Consider the following 22918-nt stretch of genomic DNA (forward strand, 5'->3'; position numbering starts at 1 on the left):
TCCGGCTTTTTTTAATTTGTAGAGTGTAACTTTATTAGCTCATATGTAACAACGGTTTTATTTTGCTCTAACTCAAGCTTTTTAATAACGCCCGTACCGACGCGTTCACCATTCTTTGTTTTATGAATACTAAGCGGAACCTCAAGAGGATATAAGCGGTAGCCTTTCTTTTCAATTTGAAATACATTATCTACTACTCGCTTCTCATTTCCTTTTGTAACAATCATCGTATTTAATTCTAGTGGCATTCCCATTCTTCTTACCTCCCTTTCTTTTCCTCTATTGTACAATGGTTTTTCTATGCTGGCATATCTTTTATTTTGTTTTCATCCATTCAGTTAAATTCTTGACTGTCTCTCGATTTTGCTTAGGAGGAAATGCATGAGGAAATTCATCAAAGTACCAGCTTTCTACAGGCTTTCTATGTTCCTTCAACATTTTCTCTAATTGATATGCATGCTCAATTGAAACGTTTGCATCTTCTTTTCCATGTATTAACAATACCGGTACATTCAGATTATGTGCGTGAGCTAGCGGTGAACGCCATTCATACCTGTCTGGATATTTTGAAGGTGTTCCACCAATAACCCTTTTCATCATACGTCTTAAATCTGTTCGCTCTTCATAGGTAAGAACCATATCCGTTACGCCTCCCCATAAAACAAGTGAACATGCTGCACTTTTTTCAATGGCAGTAAATAAAGCCATTACGCCTCCTCGTGAAAAACCAAATACATGAATTCGATTTTGATGAACTCGAGGGTGACTGACAAGCAAGTCATAGGCAGCAAAAGCATCATACCGATCATCTCCACCAAAATCTTCGTTACCTTCTCCTCCCTGATTCCCTCGATAAAATGGAGCCATAACAATGAACCCTTGAGATGCGAATTGGATTAGCCTCCCTGGCCTCACAGTGCCTATATTCTTTATACCTCCTCTTAAATATAAAAAACCATCATAGGTACCTTCTTCTTTTGGCTCCGCTAACATCCCCTTAATCTTTAAACCTTGACACATATACGTCACGATTGACAAAGAAATGCGTGGATTGGGAGATGGGAAAGGATATTGACTAATAATAGTTCCGTCCTTCATAAAAATCCTCCTTATCATTCAATCGTTTTTAACCAGGCATTCACACTATTTTATCCATTATCATACATTATTGTAGAAAAAGTCACGCTATCAGTCCTATTCCATGTATTGGCCTATAAATATGTTTCATCATAATTGATTTACAACCTTATTTTAACGTTAGGAGGAAATACCATGCGAAAACTAAAATGGCTGCTGTCCATCATTACTGTTTTTATTTTAACTTTCACTTTAATTGGCTGTGGTAAACAAGGTTCAATTGAAACTGTACGCGTAGGAGAGGTAACAAGATCCATCTTTTATGCTCCCCAATATGTAGCTATATCAAAAGGTTTTTTTGAAAAAGAAGGATTAAATGTAGAATTAAAAACTACGTGGGGCGGAGACAAAACAATGACTTCTCTTTTATCAGATGGCATAGATGTTGCATTAGTTGGCTCAGAAACCTCAATCTATGTAGCTGCACAAGGTTCTGATGATCCCATTATTAACTTTGCGCAACTCACGCAAACGGATGGGACGTTTCTAGTAGCACGTGAAAAAGTTGATAACTTTTCATGGGACCAGTTAAAAGGAAAAACATTCCTAGGACAGCGTAAGGGCGGCATGCCACAAATGGTTGGAGAGTACGTCTTAAAGGAACATAATATTGATCCTAAAAACGATTTAACACTTATTCAAAACATTGATTTCGCTAACGTTTCAAGTGCCTTTGCATCCGGAACTGGCGACTATGTCCAGTTATTTGAGCCAACGGCTAGCATTTTCGAAAAAGAAGGAAAAGGCTACATCGTAGCTTCTTTTGGTGAAGAATCAGGAAAAGTTCCTTATACCACGTTCATGTCAAAAAACAGCTTTTTGCAAGACAATCCAGAAACAGCTGAAAAATTCACAAGAGCCATCTATAATGCACAGCAGTGGGTTAATACGCATAGTGCAAAAGAAGTTGCTGAAGCAATTGCTCCTTATTTTGAAGACACATCAACCGATACAATTGAAATCGTTGTTGAGAGATATAAAGCCCAAAATTCATTTGCTACCAATCCAGTGTTAGATAAAGAAGAATGGGAAAACCTTCAGCGTATTATGGATGAAGCTGGTGAACTCCCTAAACGTATTGAGCATAAAACATTAGTCAACACCAAAATTGCAACTGATGTCATGGAGCAGTAACCATGTCAGGCCTGCAAATTACAAACGTCCACCACGTATATGTCACAATCAAATCAGCCACCACAGCTTTAGAAAACATCAACCTGTCAATTAAAGAAGGAGAATTTGTTTCTTTTCTAGGGCCTAGCGGATGTGGAAAAACGACACTTCTTTCTATCTTGGCTGGGTTAATTAAACCAACTTCAGGTGAAGTGAACATTAAAAACAAACTTGTTCAAGAGCCTACTGCAGAAGTTGGTTATATGCTTCAACAAGATTACCTGTTTCCTTGGAAGACGATAAAAGACAATATACTTCTTGGACTAACAATTCAGCGTAATCTCACAAAAGAGCATGAGCAGCGAGCATTAATGCTTCTAGAAGAAATGGGATTAAAAGGCGTTTCTGATTTTTTTCCACATCAATTATCTGGAGGAATGCGTCAACGTGTAGCACTTGTGAGAACACTCGCTACGAATCCGAGCATTCTACTTTTAGATGAACCATTTTCAGCTCTTGATTTTCAAACAAAGTTAAAGTTAGAAGAGCTTGTATCAAAAACGCTCATGACCTATGAAAAAACGGCGGTACTTGTTACGCATGATATTGGAGAAGCCATTGCGATGAGTAATCGAATCGTTTTATTTTCAGCCAACCCAGGAAGAATTGCTCGAATTTTTACTGTACCACCAATTCTTCAGACACTGTCTCCTTTTGAAGCTAGACAACACTCTGTGTATAACGACTTGTTCATGGAGATTTGGAAGGAGTTAGATCAACTTGAATCAGCCTCACAATCCTGATGTTTTACACCAACAATACAAAGCCGCAGTAAATAGCGAAAAGCGAATCATTCGTTTAGTTCAATTATTTATTTTCTTATCTTTTTTCGGAATATGGCAACTAGCTTCTTCATTCAAATGGATTGATCCTCTTATTTTCAGTTCTCCACTCCGAGTATGGAATTTATTTATTGAGAAAATAGGAGACGGTTCATTATTAGAACACATTGGTTTTACCTTGTTTGAAACTGTGCTTGGATTTATTATCGGAACGCTGTGTGGTATCATTTTAGCAACTTTGCTATGGTACTCCAATCGTTTAGCAAAGATTTTGGATCCCTATTTAGTTATCTTAAATGCTATGCCAAAGGTAGCTCTAGGACCGATTTTGATTGTAGCCATTGGACCTGGTTTCTTTTCCATTTTAACAATGGGCGCAATCATTTCCGTTATCATCACTGCTATTGTTGTCTACACAGCTTTTAAGGAAGTGGACCCAAACTATGTGAAATTACTACAAAGCTTTGGTGCTACTAAGCATGATTGTTTTAAACAAGCGATATTACCTTCTACAATGCCAGCAATTATTTCAACTTTTAAAGTGAATGTTGGTTTATCATGGGTAGGTGTAATTGTTGGAGAGTTTCTTGTGTCATCTAAAGGGCTTGGATATATGATCATTTATGGTTTCCAAGTGTTCAATTTTACTCTCGTTATTTTAAGCTTGTTGCTTATTGCTGTATTTGCAACTGGAATGTACCAAGGGATTTCCTATTTAGAGAAACGACTAACACGCCATTGATACTAATAAAGCCCTGTTGTCATGCATAACAGGGCTCTTTGTTTCTTATAAAAATGTACGCTTTACATGCTTCATCACGTACTGTAAAACATTATCTTTCATAATAAAACTGTATTTCGTATTTTTTTGAATTCCTTGTTCTGGAATTTCTTGAATAATGACTGGGCCTTTTGTTTCCATATAATCATCTTTTGGAACTAGATTTGAGACATTTGCAAAATAAATATTTTTTATAATTGTTTTTCCTTTACTAACTACTTTATACTGACCAATATACGAGAGGTTCTCTACCTCTCCACCTGTTTCTTCAAATACTTCTCGAACTGCCGCTTCCTCTGGAGTTTCCTCCAACTCCAACTTACCGCCCGGAAACTCCAATCCCCGCTTAGAATGATTAGTAAGCAACCATTGCCCTTTGTATCGACAAACAACCCAAACGTGACGAGGAGTTTTGGAAAACGGACTGCGTTCAAATGATAAAAAAACTTGATTATGGTATGCGTCCTTAAATGTGTACATCGTCTACTCAAACTCCATTTGATTTTTTTCCCTTATTTTATCACACATTTAAGTACTATCTCTTAGCTTTTCGAATAGAAGTAACCGATTTTCTATCAATATTCTCAGTAAAAGCCCTTAATAATCACAAATTGAAGCACTAGTTTTACAATTTTATTATTTTCAGGAAGGTAGAATTCCCATCGTACGAATATGAGCCTTTGCCTCTTCATCTCCGAGTTCATACAACATTTGATATAACTGAGTATTCATATCATCATAAGCATCATTTTGACGATCATGATGATACTCTAGATAAGGAATATGTGCTCGAAAAAAACCTTGCCAATCATCTGAATAACGTTGATCTAAACGCTCTCGCAGTTGTTCTACTTCCAAATCTGTCGCACTTATTTTAAAGTTCCATTCCGATGCTGTACTTACTTGAGAAATCTCACCTGAACCGAGGGATACATAATACGTTTTTTTCATTGAAAGATATTCAGCTCCTTTATACTGACTTACCTTTCTTATTTGTATAATGGTTTCCTTTTATACTAATCATTTAATTTGATTTTTTAATTTTTCAATCGCCTCCTTAATAACGGTAGGCACAGGAAGACCTACTCGGCCAGCATTCTCTGTAATAGAAATCATTTCATTTAAAATATAGAATAATATCGTTACATCTCTGATAAAATGATTGTCCGGCCAAAATACTTGGTCCATAAAGTTTGCCATCATCACAAGAGCAAAAATAAAGACCTTTTTGGCAATGCCACGAAAGCCTACCTTACTAGATAAACTTTTATCAATAAATGCTGCAACTGTTCCAGTCACATAATCAACGGCTACCAATGCTACAAGAGCCATCAATAAATAATTCCATTCTCCGACTAAGAAAAAGATAAATGAACCTAAACTAGACACAGATAACAAGGATAGTTTGTACATATTCACTTTTCATCCTCTCAACTATTTACATAGTAGTACATACTATCATATGAAAAATAGTGAGAAGTGTTCTTCATACATGCTATCGTTTGTACACTTTTACGAAATAAAAAAACTTGCGAGAAGCTCGCAAGTTTTTACTTTCCTAAGAAAGAGTTTAGCATCCACATATGCTTTTCTAGACTTTGATGAATAGCAAGAAGCATATCTCCTGTTGTCTCATCATCGACTTCGCCGGCTACGTCCATACCTTGCTTTAACTCTGTTGTGAGCGTAGTGAAGTCTTTTACTAATTCTGATACCATATCTTTTGCTGTTTCGTTTCCGTGAGCTTCTTCAATTGCGCTCATTTCTAAAATTTCTTTCATTGTAGCAACCGGGCTACCACCTAAAGCTAATAAACGCTCTGCTAAGTCATCAATTACTGTTGCTGTCTCTGTATAAAGTTCTTCAAACTTTTCGTGCAATGTAAAGAACTGTTCGCCTTTTACATACCAATGATAATTATGTAACTTGATATACATCACGCTAAAGTTTGCTACTTGCTTATTTACGATTGTTGTTAATTCTTTAGACATAAGACCCACTCCTTAATGATTTCTACTTCAATTATCTCTAGTATAGTAGTACCCCTTTTTCCTTGATTAAAACATTTTTTTAGAAGTTTTTCGTACTCTTCCGCTATTGACGATGAACCATTTTTTTATTATCATTTTCACAAAACGAAATGATTACGATTTAAAGAGGTGGATATATTTGATTTACGATTGGATAATTATTGGAGGGGGCATTCAAGGGTCTACCCTTGCCAACTTTCTTTTAAAAGAAAAAAAGACCACAGTTGAACGTTTAGCTATTATAGATCCACATGAGGAGCCCTTAGCAAATTGGAAACACTGCACCGGTTTAATTGATATGCCTTATTTACGTTCTCCTTCTGTACATCATATTGATAGCTTGCCTTTTAGTCTACAAGAATTCAACAAAATCAAAGGTGAGACTAAGAATTTTTACGGGCGGTATAAACGTCCTTCCTTAGATTTGTTTAACGAGCACTGCCGCCACGTTATAGAAGATACAAGGTTAAATAAGTGTTGGCACCAAGGAAAGGTTATTCACGCTGAGCGTACAGGAAACCTCTGGACCATCCAAACCGAAATTGGACAAGCATTTACAAGTTATAATCTCGTTTTATCGGTAGGAATTGGAAATCAACTAGCAATTCCTCATTGGGCACAAGAAAATCCCAACGCTCAACATATTTTCGATCCAGCTTTACACAGCTTAGAAGAAGTAAAAAGTCCCGTTGCTGTAATTGGTGGAGGTATAACGGCCGTACATACTGCTGTTAAGCTATCTTCTCTTTATCCTGGGAACGTTACCCTTATTAAAAGACATCCGTTTCGCATTCACGATTTTGATAGTGATCCTGCATGGCTAGGTCCAAAAAAGCAGCATCCATTTCGACGTTTATCTAGCTACCGAAAGAGGCGTGAATTGATAAAAGAAGCTCGTCACAAAGGCTCGATTCCACAAGAATTATTTTTAAAAGTTAAACGTTTAACGGAAAAAGGCCATCTATCAATAGTAGATGGAGAAGTGGATTATTACGATAAAAATACGCTTCACCTTAAAGATGGTCTAACGATCGAAGTGAAACGTGTCATCTTAGCAACTGGCTTTGTTCAAACATTACCTGAAAAGCAGTGGCTTACACCGTTAATTGATGAGCATAAATTAAATTGCAGTGAATGTGGCTACCCTATTGTTTCTCACTCCCTGCAATGGGGACCTAATTTATATGTAACAGGAGCATTAGCTGAGCTAGAAGTGGGGCCGATTGCTAGGAATATTTCTGGTGCTAGACAAGCTGCGCAGCTTATTGTGAATAGTTTATAAAAATGGTCTAACACTAAGGATTGACATTATGGTTAAACAAAAAAACTCTAGCTCAAGTAGCTAGAGTTTTTTTGTTAACCGAATACCTTGGCTAACTCTTCTTTATCTTGACTTAACCAGAATTGCATTAAGCGTTTTGCTCCTTCTAAATCATGGAGCTTTGCTTGGCCGCACTGCTTTTCGTTGGCAGCTGGAATTTCTGTGATTGTAATTGCATCTTTTAATGTATCTTCTAAAAGATCAATAATTTCTTCTACTTTCGGTTCTCCGCTTACAACAAGATAATATCCTGTCTGACAACCCATCGGAGAAATATCAATAATATCAAAATGGTCATATTTCTCTACGTGAGTGCGAATGTTGAAAGCCAATAAATGCTCTAATGTATGAATAACATCAGGCTTCATTGCTTGTTTATTCGGCTGGCAGAAACGAATATCAAATTTATTAACAACGCCGTCACTACCTACCTTGTGTACACCACAATGTCTTACATAAGGGGCTTTTACAGCGTTATGATCTAATTCAAAACTTTCTACTGATGGCATGCTATCACTCCTTTTTTATTCTTACTACCTATCATACACTTAATTCCGATTTTTTTCATCAATTTAATATACTATATACCTGGTATTTGCATCCTGTGCTTTTCTTTCGATATATTTATAAAAAAGAATCTGTTTAGAAAGGTGTGATATCAGTGCTCGCTAAAATCATGCTGAGTATTATAAAGGTATACCAAAAAGTGATTTCGCCACTCACCCCTCCCACATGTCGCTTCTATCCAACATGCTCTCATTATGGAGTTGAAGCGATTAAGCGATTTGGGGCCTTTAAAGGCGGATGGCTAACGATAAAGCGAATTTCCAAGTGTCATCCTTTTCATCCAGGAGGTATGGATCCTGTTCCTGAAAAAGAACCTGTCAACAAAAATTAGCTATTTTGCTTTTCTTTCACATACTCGTATCCATCTACGATAACGTCTAGCTTTCCTGTGCCTGGATCAATAACAAGACCATGTACAGGAATATGCTTTGCAAATAAAGGATGATTACGAATTGTAGACGTCGTATGTTGGACTGTTTCTTCAACCGAATCGAACCCTTTTAACCAGCTTTTTAAATCAATTCCTGACTTTTCAATTGTATCAATTACTTCTTCTGAAATCCCTTGCTCTTTTACAGCTTCTAAAAATGAAATCGGCTCTAATTTCCCTGCCCCACAATCATGGTGGCCAATTACATATACTTCATCTGCTTGAAGTGCATATACAGCTACTAAAATACTTCTCATTACGCTTCCAAAAGGATGAGATACAAGTGCTCCTGCATTTTTTACAATCTTCACATCGCCGTTACGTAAGTTCATTGATTGAGGAAGTAATTCCACTAATCTTGTGTCCATACAAGACAAAATAACCATCTTTTTATCCGGTAACTTGCTTGTCTCATATTTGCGATATTCGTTATTTGCCACAAACTTCTCATTGTAATCTAGGATCTCGTTTAATAGATTCATGTTTTCTACTTCCTTTCCTATTTAAAAATTTTTTAATCGTTTCTCTTGTATTATACTAAAAATTTTTATATGATGTAACAGCATAAATCGTAATTATTCTTATTTAAAGGAAGGAAGAACAATATGAAACAAGTACCTGTTACAGTATTAAGTGGTTACCTAGGTTCAGGTAAAACAACTTTATTGAATTATATTTTAAAAAATAGAGACGGACTTAAAGTAGCAGTCATCGTTAATGATATGAGCGAGGTAAATATTGATGCCGACTTAGTAAAGCAAGGTGGCTTTTCTCGTACTGAAGAAACATTAGTTGAAATGCAAAATGGATGCATTTGCTGTACGCTACGAGACGATTTAATGAAAGAAGTTGAACGTCTTGTTGATAAAGGGAATATTGATTATATCGTGATTGAATCTTCTGGAATTAGTGAGCCAATCCCCGTGGCCCAAACGTTTACTTATATCGATGAAGAGCTTGGGATTGATTTAACAAAAAAATGTTCTTTGGATACAATGGTTACAGTCGTAGATGGCAATCGATTTTGGGAAGATTTTTCATCAGGTGAAAGCTTATTGGATCGCAAAGAAGGCAATGATGAACATGATACGCGTGAAGTTGTTGACTTACTCATTGACCAAATTGAGTTTGCAAATGTCATTCTTCTGAACAAAGTCGACTTACTGACTGAAGAAGATGCAAAAGAGCTGGAGTTAGTATTAAAAAAGCTGAACCCTGAAGCTAAAATTATTCAAACAATTAAAAGTGTGATCGACCTGAAAGAAATTCTAAATACTGGCCTATTTGACTTTGAAAAAGCAAGCCAAGCGGCTGGTTGGATTAAGGAGTTAAATACAGATCACCACACTCCAGAAACAGAAGAGTTTGGTATTTCTTCTTTTGTTTACAGACGAAACCGTCCGTTTCATCCAGAACGGTTAATGACATGGCTTGAGAATTGGCCAGTTGATATTGTCCGAGCAAAAGGCTTTTTCTGGTTAGCTTCACGAAATGATATGGCAGGACTGCTCTCGCAAGCAGGAACATCGATTATGATTCAAGGTGCAGGCGAATGGGTAGCAGCATATTCAGAAGCTGAAAAACAACAGACATTAAAGGAAGAGCCCGAACTTCTCGAAAAGTGGGATGATACATTTGGTGACCGCACAAATGAGTTAGTCTTTATTGGATTAGAAATGAATGAAGAAGAAATCATCTCAACGCTTGACCACTGCTTACTTACTGATTTAGAAATGCAGCAAGATTGGTCGACTTTCCGCGACCCTCTACCTAAGTTCACAGTTCAGTCAGAAATTTATAGTTTTCAAATCGTAACTATTACGATATAATGACATAGGTCATTGTTCGTAACTAGTAATCGAAAGGAGAATTATATATATGAAAGTTAAAGCTACATTTATGGCATTAGCGTTAGGGACAGCAACATTTTTAGCTGGATGCGGTGCTGATAATTCAAATGAACAAACAAGCGGTAAAGACGATAAATTAACGGTTTATACTACTATTTTTCCACTGCAAGATTTCACTAAGAAAATTGGTGGAGAGGAAGTGAATGTTGAAAGTGTGCTCCCTCCTGGAGTAGATGCTCACTCTTACGAACCAACAACAAAAGATATGGTGGAAATTGCGAAAGGTGATGCTTTCATTTACTCCGGCATTGGATTAGAAGGCTTTGCTGATAAAGCACAGGATACATTAAAAAATGAAGATGTTACTATGGTGGAAGCAGCTAAAGGTATTGAACTATCTGAAAGCACGCATGCTCATGAAGACGAACATGCTCATGAAGACGAGCACGCCCATGAAGACGAGCATGCCCATGAAGACGAGCACGCCCATGAAGACGAGCACGCCCATGAAGACGAGCATGCCCATGAAGATGAGCACGCCCATGATCATGGAGATACGGATCCACATATCTGGTTGGACCCAGTACTATCAATTCAATTAGCTGAAAACATTAAGAATGAATTAGTAGAACTAAAACCAGACTCAAAAGAAGAGTTTGAAAAAAATTATGAAGACTTAAAGGCTCAGCTAGAAGAACTTGACCAAAAGCTAGAAACAACTATTTCTGAAGGAAAGCATAAAGAAATTTTAGTTTCCCACGCTGCATATGGATACTGGGAAAAGCGTTATGGATTGACTCAAATTAGCGTTGCAGGCTTGTCTCCAACAAATGAGCCATCACAAAAGCAGCTACAGTCTATTATTAAAGAAGCAAATGAGCATAACATTAAGTACTTTATTTTCGATCAAAACTTAGAGCCTAAAGTATCTAAGCTTGTTCAAAAAGAAGTAGGTGCAGAAGCTCTTACCCTTCACAACCTGGAGTCTGCTACAAAAGATGATATAGCGAACAAAGAAGATTACTTCTCAATTATGGATAAAAACATTGAAACGCTAAAAAAAGCTCTAAACTAACTACAAACAAAAATAACTAGCCAACTGGCTAGTTATTTTTGTTTCATATTATATTTCTGCATGAAGCGCTCTGCACGTCCACCTTTATCAGCAAATTTCTGTCTGCCCGTATAAAAAGGGTGCGTATCAGAACTTACCTCTACTTTAATCAATGGGTATGTTTGACCATCTTCCCATTCAACAGTCTCTGACGTATTCATCGTAGAACCTGATAGAAACTTAAATCCGCTATTGGTATCCATAAACACTACTTTTCTGTATTCTGGATGAATATTTGGTTTCATATTATAATCCTCTCCTTTAATGAGATATACATCTATTATATCGTAATGATTCTTATTTTCAAGTGTTCTGTTTCGAAAATTTATTAATGAATAAATCGTGGTAAAAAGTGGACAATAAGGCTTATCAATACTTGATTGGAAAGGTTGTATTTCAATGGAACATTTAGTAACTGCTCGTTCGATGTTTGGTATGACCATGGGAGTTCATATTATTTTTGCCACGCTAGGCGTAGGAATTCCCTTAATGATTTTATTAGCAGAACTTCTCTATCAGCGCACGAAAGACAAAGATTATGAGCTAATGGCAAAGCGTTGGACAAAAGGTGCCGCGATTTTATTAGGCGTTGCTATCCCAACTGGAACCATCGCTGGAGTACAGTTAGCTTTATTGTGGCCTGGTTTTATGGAGGTTGTAGGGAAAGTTATGTCATTACCTTTTCAAATTGAAATCTATGCATTTTTTATTGAAGCACTATTTTTGTCTATCTATGTGTATGCAGCTGATCGAATTTCGCGAACAATGCGAATTGTAAGCCTTATCCTTGTAGCCATTGGAGCTGTGGCGTCAGCTGTGTTAATTACAAACGTCCACGCTTTTGAAGGAACTCCGGCTGGCTTTCGTATTGTAAATGGTGAAATTACAGATGTTGACCCATGGGGAGCTTTCTTTAATCCAAGCTTTATTACAACAGCTGGACATGTTGCTGTTTCTGCTTATGCAACTGGGGCATTTGTCATTGCATCCATCGCTGCATTTAAAATGCTTCGCTCTCGAAAAGAGCCTCGGCTTTATCGCTTCCACCAAAAAGCTTTAATGATGGGACTAATTGTTGGAGGTATATTTTCATTTTTAACAGCGCTAAACGGGCATGAATCTGCGCAGCTTCTTTATGAATATCAGCCAGAAAAGCTCGCAGGAGCAGAAGGTTTATTTGAAACAACTGACTACGCACCGCTTACTATCGGTGGATTTACAGATCGCGAAACTCAAACGGTCAAATGGGGCATTGAGATTCCATGGGCACTAAGCTTTTTAGCAGATGATCGCTTTGATACGGTTGTTGCAGGCCTCAATGATTTTCCAGAAGAATATTGGCCTCCTCTTTTCATCCATACTCTTTTTAACGGTATGGTAGGAATCGGCTCGCTGCTTATTTTACTATCTATTCTAGGAATTGCTTGGTATAAGTTTATGAAAAAACGTGGTTTTCCAAAGTGGTTAATGTGGGCATTCGTTATTTCTGGTCCTTTGGCTATTCTATCAGTAGAATTCGGGTGGATTTTTGCATGTACAGGTCGACAGCCTTGGGTGATTTATCGAATTATGAAGACTTCTGAATCCGTTACTACCTCTGCTAATTTAGAATTTTTATTTGCCCTATTTTTAATTGTATACGCTATACTCGTTGTTGCTGTTTCACTTGTTCTTATTTATTACTTCAAGCGTAATCCCTTGGAAAAAGAGCTTGCAGATATGAACTAAAAGGATGTGGAATTGATATGGGTGATTCACTACTTGCCATCACGGTCATTTGGGGATTTATTTTTATTTATGCTGTTATGGGAACAATGGACTTTGGAGCGGGATTCTGGTCAATGATTTATATTAACCGTGAAAAAACAAATGCTACAAATATCGCTAACCGCTACCTATCTCCAACTTGGGAAGTAACTAATGTATTCATCGTTGCAATTGTAGTTGGTTTATTTAGCTTCTTTCCTGGCGCTACGTTTACGCTTGGAACGGTTCTATTAATTCCAGGAAGTATTATTCTATTGCTTTTGGCACTTAGAAGTGGTTTCCTTGTATTTTCACATTATACCAAGGGCGCTCGTCATCAAAAGGCTCTTGTTTATATTTCTGGTATATCAGGCGTATTGATTCCAGCATTTTTAATTGCTGTTTTACCAATTAGCCAAGGCGGTTACATCGATACCATTGATGGAGTTGAAAAACTAAACTTAATCAAAGTATTTACTAGTCCAAACGTATATGCTTTTATAGGATTTGCTGTCAGCTCTTCGTTATTTCTATCATCTTTACTTTTAGCTGATTACTCCAAGTCGTCAGATGAAATGGAAGCATATGAAGTATATAGAAGAGATGCACTTATCACAGGTCCCATTTCACTTGTTATGGCTATTCTCATTATGGTGACACTGCGTATGGAAGCTACCTGGCTTTATAATAATATGATGGAATACAGGCCTATTTTATTTGTTTCATTGTTTTTATTTTTAGTCGCTGGAGGCGCGCTTTTACTTCCATCCTCAAAGGGAAAAGGAATGCCAAGATTAGCGGTTGTTGCAATCGTTCTTCAATATTTTTTAGCAAGCTATGTATATGGAAGAGGTCATTTACCATATGTTATTTATCCAAATGTAACAATTGAAACTGGATTTACTCATCCTGATGCTTTTCGCTCGTTATTTATAACGTATATCGTAGGGTTTGCTATTTTATTCCCCGGATTCTATTATTTCTGGCGCTTGTTTATGAAAGACAATCGAAAGTATGTTGGAAAGAAGCCATATTAAAAAAAGAAGTAAAGAACGATTCACCTGTTCTTTACTTCTTTTTTATCTCTTTAACAATACTGCACGCATAAGCTTTACACTTTTCTACATCTTCTCCATATGGAGCAAGTTCTACTTTTAACCCCGCCGTCATTAATGAGCCACCTTGACTCTGCACTTTCTCTTCCAATAAATCTACGGCTCCGCAAAAGATATCATAGGACATATCACCTGAACCGAATACCGCTACCTTCTTTTGAGAAAAATCAATATCGTCCATTTCATCATAGAAATCTAAAAACTCATCAGGTAACTCACCATCTCCCCATGTATATGATCCTAAAATGATATGATCAAAATTTCTTATATCTTCTGGTGTTAAGTCAAATACTTCGAGACGATGTACAGCTAACTTCTCTTCTATTAATACTTCTTCAATCACATCTGCTATTGCTTCTGTGTTGCCAGACATACTTGCATAGGCTAATAATACTTCTTTCACTTTTAAAAAAACCTACCTTTTTATATCAACATTGTTAATTTCTCAGCTTGAATATCTGAACCTGTGCTGCATTCGAATCGAAGTGGACAGTTTCTACACTCTTCTATTGAAGCAGTTTTTTGAAAGAACTTTGGTTCTTCCAGTATATCTTTCATCATTTTTAACTTTCTAATTGATTGCGAATAATCTTCAGGTTCAATATGGACAGTTTCTCTCCGCCCTGTTAGCAGCGAGTAAAAATGAATAGCTTTTGGTACTCTATTGAATGCATGCTTTGTAAAAACAACGATAAAAGCTGTCATCATTTCTTTTACTTCTAATTGATCATCAAGTAGAAACTTTGTTACTTCATAAGAGGAGCCTGACCAATACGCAGCATCAATTAGCAATGATATATTTGTTTCTAACTCCGGAACGTATACTCCGTATTTCTCATAAACAAATAATGGCGTATCATCTTGCCACTCACTCATAAGAAAAGCTAATAAGTAATCACTGACAGATGCTAATACTTCATAATAATGAATTTGTGATTGAAAAAGGTCCGGTGAAAGCTCAGACCAGTACTTTTCAATCAATTTTAAAATTAGATAGGAAGACCTTTCATAAGGAGCTTTCAGATAATATTCTTTGACAACCTTATGAACGGTTACTCCTACGAAATCTCGCCAATCAGCCAATCGTTGTTTACGAGCTTTTATCTGTCTCTGATAAAATTTATAAGGACATTGAATAAATTCTTCAATATGATGGCCGGCCAAAGTTTTAATTTGAACTTTTAACTGCATTCTGTCACCACGCTTTATAAATTCACATGTTGTTTTTTTATTATGATACTTGTTCAATCACTTTGCGAATCGCGCTCCATGAATGCTTAACAAAATAAATTGGCTTTTGCTGCTTTTTCGCTTTCTCTTTAATCACCTTCGCCATGTTGTGGTTAATAAAATCTGTAATCACAAGTACAAAACCAATATGATCTGGGATTTCTCGCTTCACCATATTACTCTTTCTTCCATCAAGATGAATAATTTCGTTAAATCCTTCGCCTGCTAACCGATCTGTAATATGCTTTAAACGATCTCCTCCAACAACCATAACTGATGACATTTCTTTCTCCTCCTGTACGATAAAATTAGGTTTATTTAAAATCTTAACGATGATTTAATCTTGTTTGCTATATACATAGAATAATTGAGAATGATTCTCTTTGTCAATTGTTAATTGATAAAAATTCTCAATTAATTTTCCAATCTCTCGATTATAACAATAATGAAAATTGACCATACTACATATATCACGCGTATAAAGGAGGGGATTACATGTCACAAAACATTCTTTGTGAAGTGAATAACTGTCATTATTGGAAACAAGGCAACCACTGTGGAGCAGACGAAATTTACGTAGTCAGCCATGCTGGTAAAAAGGCTTCTAATAGCCGTGAAACAGACTGTAAAACATTTAAACCTGAAGACATTTAAATTGGTTATCCTAAAACAAACTTTGTTCTCTTACTAATTAATAAAAAAAGGACAACCACGTGGGTTGTCCTTTTTCATATCAATGAAAGTGAAGGTAATATATGAATACAAATCAACTTGTTCATTTTTTTAAAACGGAAGCTGTTAAAGCCAATAAACAAACGTTCCCTATTTATGTTCAATCATTTGCTCATTTATGGCAACATGAATGTGGAACACTGGAAAATATTCCACCTGAAATTGATCTACTTATTACCACTCGTGCCCTTGAGCTAGGTCTTGTTTCGACACAGGTAGCTGACTAAAACTGTTTTAGAATTTTAGTCAGCTGTTTTATTTTACAAATCATCAAACCCATTTACATCTGATGCCTTTGTATATTGTCTTGATTTTTGTTCAAAGAAGTCTGTCTTACCAAGGTCAACTTCCTGATACGCAACAATCCAACGTAGTGGATTCTCAATTGGTGCATCAGGAAACGCTACGCGCCCAAAGCCCATTTGATTACAGCGTTTATTCGCCATATACTCGATGTATTGACGAATATCTTTCATTGTAATTCCATCAAACTTCTCACCGATGACTGACTCAGCCCATTCAATTTCAAGCTGAGCAGCTTGTCTAAATGTTGAAGTAACAAACTCTTCAAGCTCAGCTGTACGCTGTTCAGGATTTTCACTTAAGACTTCTTTAAAGATTTTTTCAAATAATCCTACATGAAGCTGCTCATCACGGTTAATATAATTAATCATTGTGGATGTGGCAACCATTTTTTGATTACGTGCCAAGTTGTAGAAAAATGCAAAGCCACTATAGAAAAACAGGCCTTCTAAAATAACATCATATACAATGGACTTTAAAAAGTTTTCAACCGTTGCATCTTCGGCAAATGCTTTATAACCATTTGTTACAAAGTCATTGCGTGCACGAAGTTTTTCATCCGTACGCCAATATTCAAATACTTCATCTTGCTTAGCTTTTGGCACTAAGCTCGATAATACATATGAATAAGAGTGATTATGAACAACTTCCTGCTGAGCTAAAATAATCATCAGCGCATTGATTGAAGAATCTGTAACATAATCAGCCACTTTACTCGCATAATCTGACTGAATGCTGTCTAATAAAGCCAACAGACCAATAATCTTTAAAAAGCTCTCCTGCTCATCCGCTGTGAGTTGTGGAAACTGCTTGATGTCCTGTCCCATATTAATTTCAAACGGCGTCCAGAAATTAGCTAACATGCGTTTATACTTTGGAAACGCCCACGAAAATCGGACATCATCCCAATTTAAAATGTTTGAGGTTTCACCATTAATAATTCCCGTTGAGCGGTTCGGGGCATTTTCATTCATAATCTCACGTTTCTTTAGACTGTTCGTCAACAAAATCGGCTCCTTTCTTAGCTATGGCAGCTTTCACACTCATCAATTACTTCGCTAGACGTAGAGCGAACATAATACGTTGTTTTTAACTTTTCTTTCCATGCAGTCATGTGCAAATCTAGTAAGTCTTTTGCACGAATATCATTTTGAACATAAATGTTAAACGAGATAGATTGGTCAATATGACGCTGACGCTTTGCGTTTTGCTTAATGCTCCAATGTTGGTCAATTAAATAAACAGACTTATAATACCAATTGGTTTCCGGTGACAAATCCGGAGCTGTAACCGGAATTTTATAGTTTTTCTTCTCTTCTGAATAGAACTTACGGAAGATCGGATCAATACTCGCAGTAGATCCAGCAATAATAGAAGTAGATGAATTTGGAGCCACAGCCATTAAATATCCGTTTCGAATTCCTTTTTCTTTTACAAGCGCCTGTAGGTCATTCCACTGACTACTGTTGTAACCACGTGTTGTAAAATAAGCTCCTGTTTCCCAATCAGACCCTTCAAATAGAGGGTACGCTCCTTTTTCTTCTGCAAGCTCCATGCTTGATTGAATCGTTAAGTAAGCAATTTTTTCATACAGCTCATCGCAATATTGAACCGCTTCTTCTGTTTCCCAAGCAATCTTTTGTAGAGCTAATAGATGGTTCCACCCAAACGTACCCAAGCCGATAGCACGATAGCGCTGGTTTGTTAGTTTTGCCTGTAAAACTGGTAGATTATTCAGTTCAATTACGTTATCTAACATGCGAACTTGAATAGGTACAAGGCGTTCAAGCACATTTTCCGTTACTGCACGCGCTAAGTTAATAGACGATAAATTACAAACTACAAAGTCACCTGGTTGTTTTGTAATAACAATTTTTCCGTCTTCGGTAACTTCTTCAACTACTGTTGTCATGCTTTGATTTTGCGTAATTTCTGTACATAAATTACTGCAATAAATCATGCCTTCATGACGGTTTTGGTTAGCGCGGTTTACTGTATCACGATAGAACATATATGGTGTTCCTGTTTCTAATTGTGAAATCATAATTCGTTTAAAAATTTCAATCGCAGGCACTTTTTCTCTTGATAGAGCTTCATTTTCAATGCATTCACGATAACGATTTCTAAAGGAGCCGCTGCCTTCTTCTTCATCATAGAAGTCTTCTAGTGAATACCCCATTACCGTACGAACTTCATGCGGATCGAACAAATACCAGTCTTCACGTTTTTCAACGGCTTCCATAAATAAATCAGGCAGGCAAACGCCAGTAAATAAGTCATGTGTACGCTGACGCTCGTCTCCATTGTTTAAACGTGCATCTAAGAAAGAAAAAATATCCTTGTGCCACACGTCTAAATATACAGCAATCGCCCCTTGGCGTTGGCCTAGTTGATCAACACTAACAGCTGTGTTATTAAGCTGTTTCATCCAAGGAATTGTTCCTGATGATACGCCTTTAAACCCTTTTATATCGCTGCCTCGGCTACGGATATGACCCAGATACACGCCAATCCCACCACCGTTTTTACTCAATGTTGCTAAGTCCGTATTGCTATCATAGATACCTCGTAAACTATCATCGACCGTATCAATGAAACAGCTTGATAGCTGTCCATAGCTTTTCCCTGCGTTTGCTAATGTCGGTGTTGCTACTGTCATGTAAAGATTAGAAAGTGCCCAGTATGACTCTTTTACCAACGCTAAGCGATTTTCTTTCTTTTCATTTGCCATCAGCGTCATAGCAATAATTAAAAAGCGTTCCTGCGGTAGCTCATATACGCGCTTATCATGTGATGTTGCTAAGTATCGGTCAGCTAATGTCAACAGGCCGATATACGTAAATAAGCTATCTTTTTTATAATCAATGGCTAAGCCTAGCTCATTGATTTCCTCCACAGAGTATGTATCCAGGAGCTGTGTATTATAAATCCCGATATCTGTAAGTTCTTTAATTAGTTGGTAAAATGATCCGTATCTTTCAGCTTGATCGTATTTTCTATTAACTGCAGCTTTGCGATATAGCTCTTGTAAGTAGATATGAGCTGCTACATATGTCCAATCCGGCTCATCCATGGAAATTCGCTCAAGTGCTGCTAAAATAAACACGTTTGCTATTTTTTCATCCGTCATATTCTCTTTCGCAGCAACTGTTTCCACTACCTTTTCCTCATACCATGAAAAATCAAGTTGTGGAAATTTTTCACCAAGTAATTTCATATCATAATTTACTTTTTCAAGTTTATTTAAATCTGTTGTATTAATCATAAGAATAAGTTCCTCCTTTTTCTCCATCATAAAAAAATCGCTCACCTGACGCAGTGAGCGAATAGAACGAAGATAAAAGAAGACGAAATGTCTTTTCTCAATCCTCGCTCTATCCTCTCACCTCCCGAAGAAGATAAAACGTCATAAAAAAGGCAGGTCTCCTGACTTATGCTTCGCTTTACTCTAAGGCCTTCCCATGATTGTTATTCACAGTGGCTATTCCTTATTTCATCAGCATTCACAGTTGCGGGGACAGTTTTGGATTTGCACCAAATTCCCTTTTAAGTCTTTTATCAGACACCTTTTTTACTGGAAAACACAAAATATAGTATATGAAGTTTTAATTAAAAACAAGATGTTGTGTTATAAACACATTATAAGGGACAACTTACAGAACTACAATATCTTTTTCAAAATAAATTTCCGCTCATTTTCCCTTCCCTTACTTGACATACCCTTCTACGCCTTTATTTAATAAGATTTCTTGCATACATATAAAAAAGAAATTTTTAAAAGTTTTGTTATGTATTAGCAACTAGCTATTATAAACAGCTTCATTTTTCATCAAACTATTCCATCATAACATGTTTTTTCGGATTGGTTATACTATTTGATTTGTGAAATTTAATCAAACTTTTTTTCACCTGATAGATAGCTTTTATATAAACGATAAGAAAGCAGGCTCTTCAAAAGAAATCCCAATAAAAAAATCCACTTTTAAAGTGGATTTATATCACTCATATATTTTTTGATAGGTGGAAACTTTATTTAAAAACACTCTATCAATCTGATAGCCAATACCAGGTTCTTTTGGCACATGAATTAACCCGTTATTTACTTCTACTTCTGGGAGAATGACATCCTTGTTCCAATAACGTGCAGAAGCTGAAATATCCCCAGGGATGGTGAAGTGTTCTAATGAAGCAAGTGCAATATTATGAGCTCTTGATATACCGGATTCAAGCATTCCTCCGACCCATAGTCGCACATTACTTTTCTGGCACAAATCATGAATCCGCTTTGCTTCTGTTAAACCACCTACTCGTCCAACTTTTACATTAATAACTTGACAACTTCCTAACTCAATTGCTTTTCTAGCATCATCGTAAGACACAATACTTTCATCTAAACAAATGGGTGTACGCAGATGCTTTTGCAAATGGCGGTGATCAATAATATCACTAGAATTTAAAGGCTGTTCAATCATCATGAGATCAAACTCGTCTAGCTTTTGAAGCAACTTCAAATCATCTAAGGAGTAAGCAGAGTTTGCATCTACCATCAGTGGAAGTTTGGGATAATGCTTTCTAATTTGCTTAATAAGATCGTAATCCGTTCCGGGCTTAATCTTCACTTTAAAACGTTTATATCCAGCTTTCAAATGTTGATCTATTCTATGAATCATTCGATGAATATTATCCAGCCCAACTACTACGCCTGCTTCTACAGCTTCTTTTGTGCCCCCAAGAGCTTGAGATAGCGACTGATTGTTCTTCTTAGCAAATAAATCCCAAACCGCGCAATCTACCGCTGCTTTACTCATATGGTTTCGCTTAATAGGATTAAATAGTTCCTGCAAATCTAAAGGCGTGCTTAATCGCTTACCAATTAAAGCAGGGAGCAAAAAATCATTGAGCATATGAAAGCACGTTTTAATAGTTTCTTCTGTATACCAAGGGGTCGAAAATGCTACCACTTCTCCCCACCCTACTTCACCATTTATATCTTCTACTTCTAAAAGCAGTAGCTCTCGATTTGTCACAGTTCCATAACTAGTTGAAAACGGTGATAACAGGTTCAATTCAATAGCATGAATAGTTGCTTTATGAATCTGAATCATAGCTGGTGCCCCTGTTCTATAAGTTTAGGTAATTTTCGTCTAACAATTTTATTGGACGCTGTCCTTGGCAGTTCATCTACAATAAAATAATACTTTGGTATTTTATAATTAGCTAACATTGCCTGACAATGTATATGCAACTCTTCTTTTTTTATTGGCGATGTGACTACTAAAAAAGCTGCTGGAACTTGTCCCCACTGTTTATCAGGCACTCCTGTAACACCGACTTCCACAATAAGTGGATGCTTTAATAAAGTGCTCTCAATTTCCGCTGGATAGATGTTTTCTCCACCTGAAATAATTAAATCTGATCTTCTATCTAGTACGTATAAAAACCCATCTTCATCAAGCTTACCAATATCTCCTGTATATAACCAACCATCTTTTATCGCTTTGGCTGTTTCTTCTGGCTTATTGAGGTACCCAGGCGTTACGTTAGGGCCTTTCACAACGATTTCACCTTCTAGACCATTCGTTACTTCTTTACCGCTAGCATTTACAATTTTAAGCTGGCAAGGCATCAGGGGCTTTCCTGCAGATCCAAGTTTTTGGATGCTGTCTTCTGGAGCTAACGTTACACACTGAGAAGAAGTTTCTGTCATCCCATATGTTTGGTAAACAGGAATTCCTTTCTCCATACAGTCATCCAAGAGACCTCTTGGCACAGGACCTCCTCCTGTTAACATGCAACGAAATGATTCCGGATATTTTCTTTCACCTAGCTCCTTTAACATCTGGGTTAGCATTGATGTTACGACCGACATAATGGTTACACCTTTTGTTTCGATAGCAGCGTTTGCTTCTATAGCTTCAAACCTTGAGTGTAGTACAATTCTCATGCCGTAAATAACACTTCTCATTAAAATAGAAAAGCCGCTAATGTGAAATAAAGGCACCGCAACGAGCCAGCAGTCATTTGCCTGGAGTCCAAGATTTAGTGATGATCCAGTAGCACTCCACCAATGATTCCCATAAGACTGCATAACTCCTTTTGGATTACCTGTCGTACCTGACGTATACATAATTGTATATGTATCGTTTAAGTCATACTGAGATTGAAGCACAATTTCTTGTTCATATCGCTGGGTAAGTTCTTGCAGTTGAATTAGTTCTGTTCCTGAAATTAGTATAGTTTCTTCATAACTCTCATCGGCAACAAGAAAACTTGCTTTTGCATCACTACATTGATATTGAATCTCTTGCTGCTTTAAGCGCGTATTGAGTAATAGAGCTTTTGCTCCTATGTAAGCTAAAGCATGAATCAATTCAATATACTCTATTCGATTTCTCATATAGATAGCAACTGTATGCCCTTTTTTTATACCATAGCTCGCTAATTGAAAAGCTCGCTTCACTACTCGTTTATGTAGCTGAAAAAATGTAATTGATTCCGATTCTAAATCAATGGCAATTCGGTTAGGTGTGACTTTTGCTCGTTGACTTAACCAATTAGGTAAAAAATTCATGCTTCTATTCTCCTTTCCATAGAAAAAACAGCTTGA

General features: G+C 36.8%; 27 protein-coding genes and 1 riboswitch. Of the genes, 11 read left to right on the plus strand and 16 right to left on the minus strand.

The genetic code is table 11. The annotated features are described in order from the left end of the window. Window positions 1-11: 11 nt before the first annotated feature. Entirely contained in the window at window positions 12-254 is a 243-nt protein-coding gene (locus tag EPL02_RS18980; protein ID WP_094911953.1) for a DUF2584 domain-containing protein, read from the minus strand. Between the two features lie 61 nt (window positions 255-315). Next, entirely contained in the window at window positions 316-1098 is a 783-nt protein-coding gene (locus tag EPL02_RS18985; RefSeq protein WP_131888428.1) for an alpha/beta hydrolase family protein, read from the minus strand. Between the two features lie 174 nt (window positions 1099-1272). On the opposite strand from EPL02_RS18985, the gene EPL02_RS18990 reads away from it, so the two are divergent. Genes EPL02_RS18990 through EPL02_RS19000 form a run of 3 tightly spaced genes read left to right on the plus strand, consistent with a single transcriptional unit; the run spans window position 1273 to window position 3834 of the window. Then, window positions 1273-2271, plus strand: a complete 999-nt coding sequence (locus EPL02_RS18990) for an ABC transporter substrate-binding protein (RefSeq protein ID WP_131888429.1) — start codon at window positions 1273-1275, stop codon at window positions 2269-2271. A 2-nt stretch (window positions 2272-2273) separates the two neighbouring features. Continuing rightward, on the plus strand, window positions 2274-3053 hold the full coding sequence (locus EPL02_RS18995; RefSeq protein ID WP_131888430.1) for an ABC transporter ATP-binding protein: 780 nt from the start codon (window positions 2274-2276) through the stop codon (window positions 3051-3053). Then, window positions 3031-3834: an ABC transporter permease gene (locus EPL02_RS19000; protein ID WP_094911956.1), complete on the plus strand. Its 804-nt coding sequence runs from the start codon at window positions 3031-3033 to the stop codon at window positions 3832-3834. The genes EPL02_RS18995 and EPL02_RS19000 overlap by 23 nt, the downstream gene beginning before the upstream one ends. Window positions 3835-3879: 45 nt before the next feature. Here EPL02_RS19000 and ytkD read toward each other — a convergent pair whose 3' ends face one another. The 4 genes from ytkD to EPL02_RS19020 all read right to left on the minus strand — a co-directional run bounded on the left by ytkD (window position 3880) and on the right by EPL02_RS19020 (window position 5864). Beyond that, window positions 3880-4353, minus strand: a complete 474-nt coding sequence (ytkD, locus tag EPL02_RS19005; RefSeq protein WP_094911957.1) for an RNA deprotection pyrophosphohydrolase — start codon at window positions 4351-4353, stop codon at window positions 3880-3882. Window positions 4354-4515: 162 nt separating this feature from the next. After that, window positions 4516-4824: a hydrolase gene (locus EPL02_RS19010; RefSeq protein ID WP_094911958.1), complete on the minus strand. Its 309-nt coding sequence runs from the start codon at window positions 4822-4824 to the stop codon at window positions 4516-4518. A gap of 69 nt (window positions 4825-4893) precedes the next feature. Next, the gene (locus tag EPL02_RS19015) at window positions 4894-5286 is read right to left on the minus strand and encodes a phage holin family protein (protein ID WP_131888431.1); all 393 of its coding nucleotides are present in this window, start codon (window positions 5284-5286) and stop codon (window positions 4894-4896) included. 137 nt (window positions 5287-5423) lie between these two features. Beyond that, window positions 5424-5864: a Dps family protein gene (locus tag EPL02_RS19020; RefSeq protein ID WP_094911960.1), complete on the minus strand. Its 441-nt coding sequence runs from the start codon at window positions 5862-5864 to the stop codon at window positions 5424-5426. 178 nt (window positions 5865-6042) lie between these two features. On the opposite strand from EPL02_RS19020, the gene EPL02_RS19025 reads away from it, so the two are divergent. Continuing rightward, on the plus strand, window positions 6043-7185 hold the full coding sequence (locus tag EPL02_RS19025) for an NAD(P)/FAD-dependent oxidoreductase (RefSeq protein WP_131888432.1): 1143 nt from the start codon (window positions 6043-6045) through the stop codon (window positions 7183-7185). A 74-nt stretch (window positions 7186-7259) separates the two neighbouring features. Here the strand turns inward: EPL02_RS19025 and EPL02_RS19030 are convergent, their stop codons facing one another. Next, window positions 7260-7733 carry an S-ribosylhomocysteine lyase gene (locus EPL02_RS19030; RefSeq protein ID WP_131888433.1) on the minus strand — a complete coding sequence of 158 codons (474 nt, stop codon included), beginning with the start codon at window positions 7731-7733 and terminating at the stop codon, window positions 7260-7262. 167 nt (window positions 7734-7900) lie between these two features. Between EPL02_RS19030 and yidD the strand changes: the two genes are divergently transcribed. Then, entirely contained in the window at window positions 7901-8122 is a 222-nt protein-coding gene (gene yidD, locus EPL02_RS19035; RefSeq protein WP_179289256.1) for a membrane protein insertion efficiency factor YidD, read from the plus strand. On the opposite strand, the gene EPL02_RS19040 is transcribed toward yidD, so the two are convergent. Further along, window positions 8119-8703, minus strand: a complete 585-nt coding sequence (locus EPL02_RS19040; RefSeq protein WP_094911963.1) for a beta-class carbonic anhydrase — start codon at window positions 8701-8703, stop codon at window positions 8119-8121. The genes yidD and EPL02_RS19040 overlap by 4 nt on opposite strands. Window positions 8704-8826: 123 nt before the next feature. On the opposite strand from EPL02_RS19040, the gene EPL02_RS19045 reads away from it, so the two are divergent. Then, window positions 8827-10050, plus strand: coding sequence for a GTP-binding protein (locus EPL02_RS19045; protein ID WP_131888434.1), 1224 nt, complete (start codon window positions 8827-8829; stop codon window positions 10048-10050). Between the two features lie 49 nt (window positions 10051-10099). Next, window positions 10100-11146 (plus strand): metal ABC transporter solute-binding protein, Zn/Mn family, encoded by a 1047-nt coding sequence (locus EPL02_RS19050; protein ID WP_131888435.1) that lies wholly within the window; start codon window positions 10100-10102, stop codon window positions 11144-11146. A 32-nt stretch (window positions 11147-11178) separates the two neighbouring features. Here the strand turns inward: EPL02_RS19050 and EPL02_RS19055 are convergent, their stop codons facing one another. Continuing rightward, on the minus strand, window positions 11179-11430 hold the full coding sequence (locus tag EPL02_RS19055) for a type B 50S ribosomal protein L31 (RefSeq protein WP_094911966.1): 252 nt from the start codon (window positions 11428-11430) through the stop codon (window positions 11179-11181). Window positions 11431-11584: 154 nt separating this feature from the next. Between EPL02_RS19055 and EPL02_RS19060 the strand changes: the two genes are divergently transcribed. Together EPL02_RS19060 and EPL02_RS19065 are read left to right on the plus strand one after the other, a co-directional pair. Next, the gene (locus tag EPL02_RS19060; RefSeq protein ID WP_061784914.1) at window positions 11585-12913 is read left to right on the plus strand and encodes a cytochrome ubiquinol oxidase subunit I; all 1329 of its coding nucleotides are present in this window, start codon (window positions 11585-11587) and stop codon (window positions 12911-12913) included. 17 nt (window positions 12914-12930) lie between these two features. After that, on the plus strand, window positions 12931-13968 hold the full coding sequence (locus EPL02_RS19065) for a cytochrome d ubiquinol oxidase subunit II (protein ID WP_094911967.1): 1038 nt from the start codon (window positions 12931-12933) through the stop codon (window positions 13966-13968). A 31-nt stretch (window positions 13969-13999) separates the two neighbouring features. Here the strand turns inward: EPL02_RS19065 and EPL02_RS19070 are convergent, their stop codons facing one another. Genes EPL02_RS19070 through EPL02_RS19080 form a run of 3 tightly spaced genes read right to left on the minus strand, consistent with a single transcriptional unit; the run spans window position 14000 to window position 15559 of the window. Then, window positions 14000-14449: a flavodoxin gene (locus tag EPL02_RS19070; protein WP_094911968.1), complete on the minus strand. Its 450-nt coding sequence runs from the start codon at window positions 14447-14449 to the stop codon at window positions 14000-14002. A gap of 20 nt (window positions 14450-14469) precedes the next feature. Beyond that, window positions 14470-15237 (minus strand): PD-(D/E)XK nuclease family protein, encoded by a 768-nt coding sequence (locus tag EPL02_RS19075; RefSeq protein WP_131888436.1) that lies wholly within the window; start codon window positions 15235-15237, stop codon window positions 14470-14472. A 40-nt stretch (window positions 15238-15277) separates the two neighbouring features. Next, a complete protein-coding gene (locus tag EPL02_RS19080; RefSeq protein ID WP_094911970.1) occupies window positions 15278-15559 on the minus strand; it encodes a DUF2325 domain-containing protein in 282 nt (93 codons plus the stop codon). Between the two features lie 212 nt (window positions 15560-15771). Here EPL02_RS19080 and EPL02_RS19085 point away from each other — a divergent pair, with 212 nt between their 5' ends. Both EPL02_RS19085 and EPL02_RS19090 read left to right on the plus strand, forming a co-directional pair. Beyond that, the gene (locus EPL02_RS19085) at window positions 15772-15930 is read left to right on the plus strand and encodes a DUF1540 domain-containing protein (protein WP_094911971.1); all 159 of its coding nucleotides are present in this window, start codon (window positions 15772-15774) and stop codon (window positions 15928-15930) included. 101 nt (window positions 15931-16031) lie between these two features. Further along, window positions 16032-16235 carry a hypothetical protein gene (locus tag EPL02_RS19090; protein ID WP_094911972.1) on the plus strand — a complete coding sequence of 68 codons (204 nt, stop codon included), beginning with the start codon at window positions 16032-16034 and terminating at the stop codon, window positions 16233-16235. Window positions 16236-16268: 33 nt separating this feature from the next. Here the strand turns inward: EPL02_RS19090 and EPL02_RS19095 are convergent, their stop codons facing one another. The 4 genes from EPL02_RS19095 to EPL02_RS19110 all read right to left on the minus strand — a co-directional run bounded on the left by EPL02_RS19095 (window position 16269) and on the right by EPL02_RS19110 (window position 22882). Next, window positions 16269-17285 carry a ribonucleotide-diphosphate reductase subunit beta gene (locus tag EPL02_RS19095; RefSeq protein WP_434223171.1) on the minus strand — a complete coding sequence of 339 codons (1017 nt, stop codon included), beginning with the start codon at window positions 17283-17285 and terminating at the stop codon, window positions 16269-16271. Window positions 17286-17332: 47 nt separating this feature from the next. Next, window positions 17333-19528 (minus strand): ribonucleoside-diphosphate reductase subunit alpha, encoded by a 2196-nt coding sequence (locus tag EPL02_RS19100; protein WP_434223172.1) that lies wholly within the window; start codon window positions 19526-19528, stop codon window positions 17333-17335. A gap of 182 nt (window positions 19529-19710) precedes the next feature. Then, window positions 19711-19896: riboswitch (cobalamin riboswitch) on the minus strand. 413 nt (window positions 19897-20309) lie between these two features. Beyond that, window positions 20310-21416, minus strand: coding sequence for an o-succinylbenzoate synthase (gene menC / locus EPL02_RS19105; RefSeq protein ID WP_131888439.1), 1107 nt, complete (start codon window positions 21414-21416; stop codon window positions 20310-20312). Beyond that, window positions 21413-22882 carry an o-succinylbenzoate--CoA ligase gene (locus EPL02_RS19110; RefSeq protein WP_131888440.1) on the minus strand — a complete coding sequence of 490 codons (1470 nt, stop codon included), beginning with the start codon at window positions 22880-22882 and terminating at the stop codon, window positions 21413-21415. Before EPL02_RS19110 ends, menC begins: the two co-directional genes overlap by 4 nt. Window positions 22883-22918: the final 36 nt, after the last annotated feature.

This window comes from Bacillus sp. CBEL-1, from assembly GCF_004348885.1.
Lineage (GTDB): Bacteria > Bacillota > Bacilli > Bacillales > Bacillaceae_H > Priestia > Priestia aryabhattai_A.